The sequence below is a fragment of the Candidatus Viridilinea mediisalina genome, from assembly GCF_002532535.1.
Classification (GTDB): Bacteria; Chloroflexota; Chloroflexia; order Chloroflexales; family Chloroflexaceae; genus Viridilinea; species Viridilinea mediisalina.
Genome location: NZ_NQWI01000003.1, coordinates 1 through 13017, shown reverse-complemented (window position 1 = coordinate 13017; position 13017 = coordinate 1). Strand labels below are relative to the sequence as shown.

Genomic DNA, 13017 nt, shown 5'->3' with positions numbered 1-13017 from the left:
CCCAAACGAAACAAAAAGAGTTCTTGTCAGGCGACGAAGCCGCCCCACTCATCACAAACACCCCATAATTCGGTTATACCCCACCATCATAAGCTATGCACACACCACAGAGTACCATTCTCATCGTTGATGATGATAGCCACGTTCGTTTTATGCTGCGGACGTTGTTGCGCCAAGAGGAACACACGTTGCTTGAGGCCGAGAGCGGCGAAGAGGCATTGGCGCTGTTGCAGGATCAACATGTTGATCTCATGCTGCTTGATGTCGTTTTACCCGACCTTGATGGGTTTACGGTGTGTATGCGGCTCCGTGATGATCCGCGTTGGCGTGATCTACCGATTCTCTTCCTCACGTCACTCAATGATCAGGCCTCACGCTTGCAGGGGCTTAATGCGGGTGCTGATGGGTTTATTAGTAAACCCTTTGACCATGGTGAGCTATTGGCGCAGGTACGCACGATTATGCGGCTCAACCGCTATCGCCATTTGCACAACCAGCATGAGCGTTTTGTGCGCCTGATTCAACTTGCCCCCGATGGCATTGCGGTGCTTGATCGGGCCCATTGCTTTATCTTGGTCAATCAGGCTTTGGTGCAACTCCTTGGCATGCTGAACGCAGCTCAGTTGCAAGCGATCAGCTTTACCCACTTTTTGCCCCCTGAAAGTTTAGAACGCTATGAGGCTTGTTTGCAAAGCTTGAGCAAGGGGCACGAACATACGGTGCGTACCGAATTGCAGATCCAGAATAGCCATGGTCAGCCGATTGCGGTTGAAGTGAGTATTGGTTTGGTAGATGATAGTGAGGGCGAGCATGTACAGATGATTCTGCGCGATATTACGGTACGGAAGCAGGCCGAAGCCCAGATTCAACGCCAACTGAACCAACTCACTAGCCTGCATGCGATGGGGGTGGCCATTACGGCTAGTCTCGATCTGAAGAACATCTTGGCACGCCTGCTCGAAAATATTATGGGCCAACTCAAGGTGGATGCCTGTGGTATCCTGTTACTCAATCGGCACACCGGCATGCTTGAGTTGGCGGCCAGCAATGGTTTGGATCGATCCAGTGAGACCCTGATGCTCCAGCGCCCCGATGAAGGGCTGGCAGGCATGGTGTTTCAGACCGAGCGCCCGTTGGCTGAACCCAATTATACCCAACCGGTGCTGCGTGCGCCGCGCGATTACCTCTTGGCGACTCGCTTTTGCAGCTATAGTGCCCTGCCGCTGCGTGCTCGTGGTGATGTACAGGGCGTCTTGGAGTTGTTCCACCATGACCATTTTGTGCCCGACCATATGTGGTGGCTCTATGTTGAAGCCCTGGCACTGCAAGCTGCCATTGCAATTCATACTGCCATGCTCTTTGATCAACTGCAACTCAGTAGTGCCGAGTTGAGCCATGCCTACAATGCAACAATTGAGGGCTGGTCGCGGGCGCTTGATCTGCGTGACCACGAGACCGAAGGCCATAGTGTGCGCGTGACGGAGTTGACGATGCAGTTGGCTCGTACAATGGGCATCAATGGCGAAGAGTTGGAACATATCCGCCGTGGTGCATTATTGCATGACATTGGTAAAATGGGCATCCCTGATCGCATCCTGCTCAAGCCGGGGCCGCTTTCGGTGGCTGAGTGGGAGGTGATGCGCCAGCATCCTACCTACGCCTACGAGTGGTTGGCGATGATTCCCTTTTTGCAACAGACCCTGATCATTCCCTATGGGCACCACGAGAAGTGGGATGGCACCGGCTACCCGCAGGGGCTGAAGGGTGAAGCGATTCCCCTAGCCGCACGCATCTTTTCGGTGGTTGATGTCTGGGACGCCCTGCGCTCCGAGCGCCCCTACCGCCCGGCTTGGAGCGATGAACGGGCCTTGGAGTATATTAAACAGCGTGCAGGCAGCCATTTTGATCCTACAGTAGTTCAAGCGTTTATAGCTATGATTCAGCAACAAGTATATAGGTAAACGGAGTAATATCGTATGGCAGCCATTTGGCCCGGAAAACCCTATCCACTCGGCGCGACGTGGGATGGTCTGGGGGTGAATTTTGCCCTCTTTTCGCAGCATGCCACCCGGGTAGACCTCTGCCTCTTCGATGGGCCTGAGGCGGTGCGTGAGACAACCCGCCTGAGGTTGCCTGAGCGGACGGAACATATTTGGCATGGTTATGTCCCACATCTGAAGCCTGGCCAACTCTATGGTTATCGCGTCTATGGCCCCTATAATCCCGGCCATGGCCATCGTTTCAATCCCCATAAGCTGCTGCTCGATCCCTATGCCAAGGCGATTACCGATGGATTGCAGTGGGAGAATGCGCTCTATGGCTACCGCATGAGTAGTCCGTATGCCGATTTGACCATTGGGAAGCGCGATAGTGCCCCCTTTGCCCCCCGTTCGGTGGTGGTTGATCAGCGCTTTGATTGGGGCAATGATCAGCGTTTGGCTCTTCCGCTCAGCGATTCGATCATCTATGAAGTGCATGTGAAGGGGTTTACCCAGCAGATGCCTGACGTGCCCGCTGAGTTACGTGGCACCTATGCGGGCCTCGGTAGCCCAGCAGCACTGGCCTACTTACAAGCGTTAGGCGTCACAGCGGTGGAGTTGCTGCCGATCCACTATTTCCCTGATGACCAAGTGCTGATTGATCAGGGCTTGAAGAACTATTGGGGCTACCAGACGCTTGGCTATTTTGCCCCCGATGGGCGCTATGCGGCAGCACAAGAGCCAGGTGCGCAGGTCGCAGAGTTTAAGCAGATGGTGAAGGCGCTCCACGCCGCTGGGATTGAAGTCATTCTCGATGTGGTCTATAACCATACGGGTGAGGGGAACCAGCAGGGGCCGACGTTGGCCTTCCGTGGGCTAGATAATGCGAGCTACTACCGCCTTGTGCCCGATAATCCGCGCTACTACATGGATTACACCGGCACGGGTAATAGCCTCGATACCACCCATTCGCGGGTCTTGCAGTTGGTCATTGACAGTCTGCGCTACTGGGTGACTGAGATGCGTGTTGATGGCTTCCGCTTTGATCTGGCCCGTACCCTGATTCGCGGCGAGAATGATGGCGCGAATGCCTTCTTCGATGTGGTTAAGCTTGATCCGATTCTGGCTCAGGTGAAGCTGATTGCCGAGCCGTGGGATGTTGGGCCTGATGGCTACTGGGTGGGGCGCTTCCCCTACCCTTGGGCCGAATGGAACGGCAAGTACCGCGATAATGTCCGTAAGTTTTGGAAGGGTGATGGGGGCCAGGCCGCCGAGTTTGCCTCGCGCATTATGGGCTCGATGGATCTCTACCGCCACAACGGGCGTCGGCCCTTCCATAGTGTCAATTTTATCACCGCCCACGATGGCTTTACGCTGCGCGATTTGGTCAGCTACAACGAGAAGCATAACGAGGCCAATGGCGAAGCGAACCACGATGGCGATGACCACAACAACAGTTGGAATATGGGGGTTGAGGGGCCAAGTGACGATCCGGAGATCCGTGAGGCGCGCCTGCGCCAGATGCGGAATTTCCTGGCTACGCTGCTGCTCTCGCAGGGTACGCCGATGCTGCTGGCGGGCGATGAGCGTGGGCGTACCCAGCAGGGCAATAATAATGCCTACTGCCAAGATAACGCTATCAGTTGGCTCGACTGGCGTCCCGATGAGGAGGCTGAGGGGCTGCTGGCCTTTACGAAGCGTCTGATTGAGCTACGGCAACGCCACCCGCTGCTGCACCGCCGGCGCTTCTTTCAGGGGCCGTTGGTGCCTGGCGGGATTGACTATGATGTTGAATGGCTCACCCCCGATGGACAAGAGATCGGCCCGGCGATCTGGCACAATAGCGAATTGCGCTGCATTGGCCTGCTGCTCAACGGGCGCGTCATGCGCGAGCATGACATCCAAGGCAATCCCGTGCATGACGATGTGCTGCTCGTCCTCTTCAATGCCAGCCCAGAGGATGTAGCCTTTATCCTGCCCGATTGGCCCGACGATCCCCTCTGGGAGGTGTTGGTAGACACTGCCGAGCCACAATTGGCCGAGGGTACGCCTATTACCACTGAGACCTACCAACTGGCGGCGCGCTCACTGGTGGTGTTGGTGGAGCGAGGCCAGAAGACGCGCGGACGCGAGGAGGCGAGGACGTGAGGACGCGAAGGCGCGAGGAGGCGAGGACGTGAAGGCGCGAGGAGGCGAGGACGCGAAGGCGCGAGGAGGCGAGGACGCGAAGGCGCGAGGAGGCGAGGACGCGAAGGCGCAAGGGCGAGGACGCGAAGGCGCGAGGAGGCGAGGACGCGAAGGCGCGAGGAGGCGAGGACGCGAAGGCGCGAGGAGGCGAGGACGCGAAGGCGCGAGGAGGCGAGGACGCGAAGGCGCGAGGAGGCGAGGACGCGAAGGCGCGAGGACACTAAAGCCCATTGAGACGCCATGTTCTCCAATCTCCAATCTCCAATCTCCAATCTCCAATCTCCAATCTCCAATGAAACATTGATGAACCATGCCCACGATCTTCGACAATATCACCATTCCGCTGCTGCCAACGCTGCGGACGATGCTGGAGTTGGGCCATCGTTTGGACGTTGCGGTGGGCTATTTCCATCTGCGGGGCTGGGATGCGCTGGCCGATCTGGTGGATCGCTTTTCGGGTGCGGATGATCACTGTTGCCGCCTCTTGGTGGGCATGCAGCGCCCTGAGCATGAGGTGATGCGTTCGTTGCAGCGCCTCCCCCGTGAGGGCGATGGCTATCTCGATGGGCCGACGTTGGCCCGTCTGCGCCGCCAAGCGGCCCAGAGCTTTCGTGAGCAGCTTGAGTTTGGCGTGCCTTCCTCGCAGGCCCGTGCGACGCTGCGTGTGTTGGCGGCGCAACTGCGGGCGCGTAAGCTGCGCGTGAAGCTCTTTTTGCGCCATCCGCTCCACGCGAAGCTCTATCTGGTGCAGCGCCACGATCCCATGACGCCGCAGATTGGCTTTGTGGGTAGTAGCAATCTGAGCTTTGCGGGGCTCAGTGGCCATGGTGAGTTGAATGTGGATGTGGTCGAGCAGGATGCGGCGCGTAAGTTGCAGCACTGGTTTCAAGATCGTTGGGATGATGCGCTGGCCTTCGATATTTCCGACGATCTCGCCGATCTGATTGAGACCAGTTGGGCGGCTGAACGCCTCGTGGCCCCCTACCACGTCTATCTCAAGATGGCCTTCTTGCTCTCGCAGGATGCGCGTGAAGGCAGCCGCGAGTTTGCGCTGCCCCGCGATCTGCGTGACCTCCTGCTGCCCTTTCAGGCTGAGGCGGTTGCCCTTGCTGCTCGCTATCTGCAGCGCCGCGATGGCGTGCTGCTCGGTGATGTGGTGGGGCTGGGCAAGACGCTCATGGCGACGGCGGTGGCGCGGATTTTTCAGGATATTGAGCAGAGCAGTGCGCTGGTGGTCTGTCCGCCGAAGCTGGTGGCGATGTGGCGTGGCTATTTCGCCCGCTACCAGGTGGCAGGCGCGGTCTTGTCGCTCGGCCAGGCGGTTGAGGAGTTGCCGCGCATGCCGCGTTACCGTTTGGTGATTGTGGACGAGAGCCATAATCTACGCAATCGGGGGGGCAAGCGCTATGCCGCGCTGCGCGACTATGTGGAGCGCAATGGTGCGCGGGTGATGCTCTTGACGGCGACGCCCTTCAATAAGCAGTTTACCGACCTGAGTAATCAGTTGCGCCTCTTTCTCGATGAGCGGCGCGATCTGCGCATCCGCCCGGAGCAGTTTTTTCTCGAATATAGTGCTGCGGGGCGTAATGAGGCCGATTTTCAGGCCAACTTTGATGCCTCGCCCCGTTCGCTGCGCGCCTTTGAGCAGAGTAGTCACCCCGATGATTGGCGCGATCTGATGCGCCTCTTTATGGTGCGCCGTACCCGCCAGTTTATCCTGCGTACCTATGCGGATTTCGATGCGGAGCGGCAACGCTACTATGTGACGATTGGCGAACGACGGGCCTATTTTCCGCTGCGCCAACCACATACGCTCAACTTTGCGCTGCATGATGATGACCCCAACGATCAGTATTCCCGCCTCTATAGCAGCCAGGTGGTGCAGGTGATTGAGCAACTGGCGCTGCCCCGCTATGAACTGGCCGCCTATGTGAGCCAGACGGCGGCCCGGCGCACGACACCCGCCGAGCGCACGCTGCTCGATAATCTAGCGCGGGGCGGACGGCGCTTGCTTGGCTTTAGTCGCACCAACCTCTTCAAGCGCCTCGAATCGAGTGGCTATAGCTTCCTGCTCTCGCTCGAACGCCAGATTCTCCGCAATATGATTACGCTCCACGCCCTCGAAACGGGCCAACCAGTGCCGATTGGAACACAGGATGTGGCCATGCTCGATGCGGTGATGAATGATCTGGACGATGAGGTGCCGCCGGACGATGAAGCGGCTGACCCTCACCCCCCTACCCCCCTCTCCCACAACGTGGGAGAGGGGGCAGGGGGTGAGGGCCATCCTTCAGGTATAGAGTTTTTGCTCCCAAAGGCTCCTTGCCCCCCCACCCCCAGCCCCTCCCCCACGAGGGGGGAGGGGAGTTGTAGCGCAACACAATCACCTGAACCAGACCCGCTTGCCACCGACGAACTCCCCGCCCCCGATGCGGCGGCTTCGACCCTTCGACAAGCTCAGGGCTCAGCCCCCGACCCCGATGCGGTGGCTGAGCTTGTCGAAGCCCCCGACCCCGATGCGGCGCTGAGTACCTATGCCGTCCGTGCCGCGCAGGTCTATGCGACCTACACGACGCGCTTCCGCCGCCGCTTTAAGTGGCTCGCTGCCAAGTTCTTCCAGGCGGGCCTCAAGCGGGCGCTGCGGGCGGATGCGCGTATGCTGGCTGAGTTGGCCCAGCAGGTGGGGCGTTGGCAACCCGCCAATGATGCGAAGCTGGCCGCGTTGACAACCCTGCTGTGCGAAACGCATCCCAACGAGAAGGTGCTGATCTTCACCCAATTCGCCGATACTGCGCTCTACCTTGCGGCGCAACTACGGGCGCGTGGTCTCACTGACCTTGAAGTGGCAACGGGGCAGGCGGGTGATCCGACGGGCCTTGCGCGCCGCTTTAGCCCCCAAAGTAACGAGGGGCTGCGCGAGGGTGAGCGTGAAATACGGGTATTGGTGGCCACCGATGTGCTGGGCGAGGGCCAGAATTTACAGGATGCCCATATTGTGGTCAACTACGACCTGCCCTGGGCGATCATTCGCCTGATCCAGCGGGCCGGGCGCGTGGATCGCATTGGCCAGCAGGCCGACACGATCCATGCCTACTCCTTTATGCCCGCTGAAGGGGTGGAGCGCATTATCCGCCTGCGCACGCGCCTCTACGAACGGCTTCAGGCCAACCAAGAGGTGGTGGGTACCGACGAGACCTTCTTCGGCGAGGAGGCTGCGGCGAAGTTGCGCGATCTCTACACCGAGCAGGCGAGCGTGTTGGAAGATGATAGCGACGAAGATGTCGATCTCGCCAGCGCCGCGCTCCAGGTCTGGAAGAGCGCCAGCGAACGTGACCAGCAGGCTGCCTTGGCGCTTGCGCCCGTGGTGGGAGCGACCCGCCCCGTGCAGACCCCTAGTGGTACGGCACTGCCGATGGGGGTGACGAGCTACCTGCGCTTTCCCGATGGCACCGATGCAATGGTGCGCGTTGACACGACAGGCAAGGTGGTTTCACAATCACTGGCTGCCACCTTCCGCGCCCTGGCCTGCGGCCCCGACACCCCCACGCTGCCCCCCTTGGCCAACCATGACGAACTGGTCGTAGCGGCGGTGCAGGCCGCCGTGCAGGAGCAGCAGAGCTTTGCCGGGCAACTTGGCTCGCTACGCAGCGTGCGCCGCCAGGTCTACGAACGGGTGAAACGCTCTCTTGAGCGCCACCAGCGCCAGCCGACGCTCTTCTCACAACCGCTGCTGACGAATCTGCCCACGCTGATTGAAGCCCTGCTGCGCTTCCCGCTGCGCGAAGCGGCCCGCACCGCCCTGAGCCAACAGATACGCCTCGCTGCCTCCGACGACGACATCGCCAACAACGCCCTACGCTTCCACGAAGAGGAGCGCCTGGTCATCGTGAGTGACGCCGATGAGCCGACCGAGCCAGATCCGCAGATTGTCTGCTCTTTGGGCATCGGGTAGGATACCCTCTGGTGGGGGTTTGGGGAGGCTTCGCCTTCTCCAAGAAGACTCTTTTTGTTCCGTGTTGGCGGCTTCGCCGCCAACACGGAACAAAAAATGGGGTTTGGGGCGCAGCCCCACGAGCGGGTTTTAGGGCGGCAGCCCTAAATGTAATGCGCCATGGGGCGCAGCCCCAACAGATGAGAAGCAAACCATGACCCAACCTACGCAACATCCGATCCATATTGGCAAGATTGTACGCCATGCCATGCTGTTCAACAGCCAACGCTGGCAAGGAGAGGCACGCGCAATGGATGATCTCTTGCAGAGTGTTGAGCAACTCTTTGCCCTGCTGGAAGAGCGCAAGCTGCCCTACGTCCTGGTTGGCGGGATCGCGCTCTTGCACTACATTCAAGGGCGCAACACCGAAGATATTGATCTTATCTTCAATGTTGCTGCATTACAAGCGATTCCAGAGATTGAAGTTACGTATCAATCGCCATTTTTTGCCCGAGGCACCTACAAAGATCTACAGATTGATTTTTTACTCAGCAAAAACCCGCTCTTTGCCCATGTGCAAAAACATCATGTGAGCGAACAACCCTTTTTTGAACGTAAGATTTCGGCAGCCACCGTGAATGGCTTGATCCTACTCAAACTCTACGCCTTACCTTCGCTCTACCGTCAAGGTGATTTTACTCGAGTTGGTTTGTACGAAAATGACATAGCAACACTGATGTTTTATTATACTCCTTCGCTGCAAGAACTACTGCACGAACTCACCCCCTTTGTCAGCCCGCAAGACATGAGCGCGACGACGGAGATTGTTGCAGAGCTTGAGGGGCGCATCGCACGTTTCCGGCGCACGAGTGGTGGGTAGAGTGGCATGTGCGTTTTGGTATAATACCAATTGCCGTTGAATATGCCGCATAGCAAATTGCGTCAGACCGCATTGCAATGAGGTATACTCTGCTTATCACTCGTCACTCATCACTCGTAACTGATATTATGCTCTACAATTAGCCGAAAAAGAGGTGTGCCATGACTACCGTTGACGAAGTGCGCACAGCGGCCCTTCAGCTCTCACGAGGCGATCAACTTCAACTCATTCAGGAGTTACTGCGCGGCATGCAGGATAGCTACCAGCAGTCGGGTGGCGCGATCCCATCCACGGTACGACGTACCCCGCCAATCACCGATCTGGCTGATCTGGCCGCCGATTTTTGGCCCGAAGATGAGAGTGCCGACGCGATCAACGCATTCATTGCACAGGAACGCAGCGCCGATCGGATGAGTGACCGAAGCTTACTAAGGGAAGCGGATGTTGTTGATTGCCCCGTTGCTTTGCCACCCTGAGATGCCGTAGGTAGTGCCGACTTTAGTCGGCTTCCCATCGCTGCCAAAGACCTCAGCCGACTAAGACAAGGTTTCAGGTGTCAGGTGTCAGGTTTCAGGCCGAGCGCATCAGAAAGAGGCGCGTGACGCTAAACTGTAAAGTGGCTGTGAACCATGTCTAGCGCGAAAAAGCTTTGGGTTGGCAGGCGACCTCGCGGTGGCTTCGACAGGCTCAGCCACCGAGCCACCGCGCCGCTGGCTGAGCCTGTCGAAGCCAAGCGGCGCGGCCCAGAGCTTTTTCGCGCTAACAAAAGTTTCCGCTTCCCTTAAGGAATTCCCATGCTCCCCCTCACCACCATCCAACGCCACCTCGACCAAGCAGGCCAGCCGAACGCCCTGCGCGATCTCTTTGCCCAGACGCTCAATTGGGGCCGCATGGCTGGCCAGGGGCAACAAGTCGCCGTTGGCGCTCCCCTGCACCAGACGCTGGTTGCCCAGCCGCTCGCTAAGTTGGGCGCGATTCCTGTCTTTGGGATTTTTTGGCCCGATCTGAAGCTGCCCAATGTGACGCAGCGCCGGGCCGTGCATCAGGCATTAGCGCCGGTGGCATTTGAGCATCTGCTCTGCTATGTGACCCAGGATGGTCGCCAACTTGCCTTTGTTTGGGCGCGTGATCGCGGTGGCCAGCGCGTTGAGTTGCGGACCCTCCCCTATGAGCAGGGAACCTCCGCACGGACGACGCTTGAACGCCTGGCAGCCCTCGCCTTTCGCCTCGATGAGTTTGACATGCTTGGCCAGGTTGCCACAGCGACGGTGCTGCAACGGCTCAATGCCGCCTTTGATGTTGAGGTGGTGACCAAACAGTTCTTTGCGACCTATCGCCGCTGCTTTGAGCAGGTTGAAGCGGCGCTGCGCGGCATTGCTGAAGAGCATGCCCGTCGCCTCTTTGTGCAGAAGCTCTTCAATCGGCTGATGTTTATCGTCTTTTTGGAGCGTAAGGGCTGGCTGCGCTACGCCGGGCGCACCGACTACCTGCGGGCGCTCTGGGAGGCGCATCTCCAGGAGCGCATCACCGATCCGGCTGCCAATTTCTACACCAGTCGCCTCAAGCTGCTCTTCTTCACCGGCCTCAATACGCCCAATGAGGTCAATGTGGTGGATATTCAGCGCAACCACGTTCTTGCCGAGCGCATCGGCCACGTCCCCTACCTCAATGGCGGGCTGTTTGAAGAGGAGGCCGACGACCGCGATGATGCAATTCTGCTGCCCGATGCGGCGCTGGCAGAGACGATCACCGACCTCTTCTACCGCTTCAATTTCACCGTCTCGGAGAGTACGCCCTTCGATATTGAGGTGGCTGTAGACCCCGAGATGCTCGGCAAGGTCTTTGAGGAGTTGGTCACCGGACGCCACGAGAGTGGCAGCTACTACACGCCGCGTCCGATTGTCGCCTTTATGTGCCGCGAGGGCTTGAAGGGCTACCTGCAGCGCCACCTGCCCCACGAGCCGCCCGCAGCCCTTGCCGCCCTCGTGGATCAGCGTGAGGCAAAGCATCTCCGCGACCCTGAACTCCTCTTGGCGACGCTCAAGCGGGTGCGGGCCTGTGATCCCGCCTGCGGCAGCGGTGCCTACCTGCTCGGTATGCTGCAAGAACTCTTGGCGCTACGCAGCAGCCTCTTCACCAGCCGCCATGTTGACGCGGTGACGACCTACCAGCGCAAGCTGGAGATCATTCAGAACAACATCTACGGCGTAGACCTCGACCCCTTTGCGGTCAATATTGCGCGGCTGCGCCTCTGGCTCTCGCTGGTGGTGGAGTATGAGGGCGACGACCCGCCGCCGCTGCCCAACCTCGACTACAAGGTGGAAGTGGGCGACAGCCTGAGCGCCCCCGACCCTTCGGGCGGCTTGCAGACCGACATGTTCCGCAAGCAGCAGATCGTCGATCTCTTTGTACTCAAAGAGCAATACCTACGCACCCACGGCAGCGCCAAACTCGCGCTGCGCGAGCAGGTGGCCGCGCAAGAGCGCACCATTGCGGCGTGGGCGCACCCCCAGGGCGGCGTGCAAGGCTTCGACTGGGCGGTCGAGTTTGCCGAAGTCTTTGCCGACGGCGGCTTTGATATTGTGGTGGCCAACCCGCCCTACGTGCGCCAAGAGCTGATCAAGGCGCTCAAGCCCACCCTGAAGAACATCTACCCCGATGTCTACGTTGGCACCGCCGATCTCTACATCTATTTCTATGCTAGGGCGCTGCAAAGCCTGCGTGACGGCGGCATGCTCTGCTTTATCACGCCCAACAAGTGGTTTCGGGCGGGCTACGGCGAGAAGCTACGCACGCTGATGCAGCAGCTTGCACTCCGCATCCTGATTGATTTTGGCGATGCGCCGGTCTTTCAAGCCACCACCTACCCAAGTATCATCATCGCCAGCAAAGAGTCCGCCCCAGCCAACCAGCAGGTCTTGGCCCTCACCTGGCCAAGCGGGCGGCCCCTTGGCGAGTTCATGGACGCGCTCGACGAGGCCAATCGCGCCCAGGCAGAGCGCAATCCCAACGCCCCCAGCCTCGAACAGCGCTACCTCAGCAGCAGTGGATGGAACCTAGCGGGCAACGCAACCTACCGCATCCTCGCACAGATGCGGGCAGCGGGCAAGCCTTTGGGCGAGTATGTGGGAGGGAAGTTTTATCGGGGCATCCTTACCGGCCTCAACGATGCCTTTGTGGTGAATCAAGTAGCCCGTGATGCCCTCATTGCCGAACACCCCTCCAGCGCGGCACTGCTCAAACCCTTCCTACGCGGGCGCGACGTGAAGCGCTGGCGGGTGGAAGAGACAGGCCAGTATCTCATCAAGATTGAGTCTTCGGAGAATGTGACCCATCCGTGGAGTGGTAAAACGGCGGCGGCTGCCGAGTGCGTCTTTAACAAGACCTATCCTGCCATTGCTGCCCATTTTGCCCACTACCGTGATGCGCTAATTGCGCGGAGTGATCAGGGTCACTACTATTGGGAATTGCGCTCATGCGCTTATTGGCAGGCATTTGAGCAGCCAAAGATTGTCTACCCTGACATTGCCAAAGAAGCGCGGTTCGCTTTTCGAGAGCAGGTTGCCTACTTCGGTAATACGGCATATTGCATTCCACGCACTGACTATTACTTGCTTGCCGTTCTCAACTCAACGCCCATTACCTTCTTTTATACGGAGTTAAGTTCACAAGTTCGCGGGGGATACCTCCGCTTCATCTACCAGTACGTCGAACAACTCCCCATCCCCACCGCGCCGCCCGCCGAGCGCGAGGCGCTGGCGGGGTTGGCCAAGCAGTGTTTGGCGGCGCAGGGACAAGGGGCGCAGGTAGCCGCGTGGGAGGCGGAGATTGACGAGCGGGTAGCGCGCCTCTATGGCATCAGCGCAGCGGATCTGGAGGGGTTGAAGGGAACGTGAGGGCAACGACCTGCGAGGTGGGCGCCGTCTGAAAAGCTAGTGGGCGCACGTTGGAGTGCCGGCGTTAGCCGGCTAACGTCGGCACTCCAACGCCGGCTAACGCCGGCACTCCAACGCCGGCTAACGCCGGCACTCCAACGCCGG

At 59.1% G+C, this 13017-nt stretch carries 6 protein-coding genes; all 6 read left to right on the top strand.

Translation table 11 applies throughout. The features are described from left to right. The first annotated feature begins 95 nt into the window (after positions 1–95). Entirely contained in the window at positions 96–1961 is a 1866-nt protein-coding gene (locus tag CJ255_RS01140) for an HD domain-containing phosphohydrolase (protein WP_097642255.1), read from the top strand. 15 nt (positions 1962–1976) lie between these two features. After that, positions 1977–4127, top strand: a complete 2151-nt coding sequence (gene glgX, locus CJ255_RS01135; RefSeq protein ID WP_097642254.1) for a glycogen debranching protein GlgX — start codon at positions 1977–1979, stop codon at positions 4125–4127. Positions 4128–4476: 349 nt separating this feature from the next. Further along, positions 4477–8118: a helicase-related protein gene (locus tag CJ255_RS01125; RefSeq protein WP_097642252.1), complete on the top strand. Its 3642-nt coding sequence runs from the start codon at positions 4477–4479 to the stop codon at positions 8116–8118. 193 nt (positions 8119–8311) lie between these two features. Next, on the top strand, positions 8312–8977 hold the full coding sequence (locus CJ255_RS01120; protein WP_097642251.1) for a death domain-containing protein: 666 nt from the start codon (positions 8312–8314) through the stop codon (positions 8975–8977). A gap of 161 nt (positions 8978–9138) precedes the next feature. Further along, positions 9139–9453 (top strand): hypothetical protein, encoded by a 315-nt coding sequence (locus tag CJ255_RS01115; RefSeq protein ID WP_097642250.1) that lies wholly within the window; start codon positions 9139–9141, stop codon positions 9451–9453. Between the two features lie 318 nt (positions 9454–9771). After that, a complete protein-coding gene (locus CJ255_RS01110; RefSeq protein WP_097642249.1) occupies positions 9772–12873 on the top strand; it encodes an Eco57I restriction-modification methylase domain-containing protein in 3102 nt (1033 codons plus the stop codon). Positions 12874–13017: the final 144 nt, after the last annotated feature.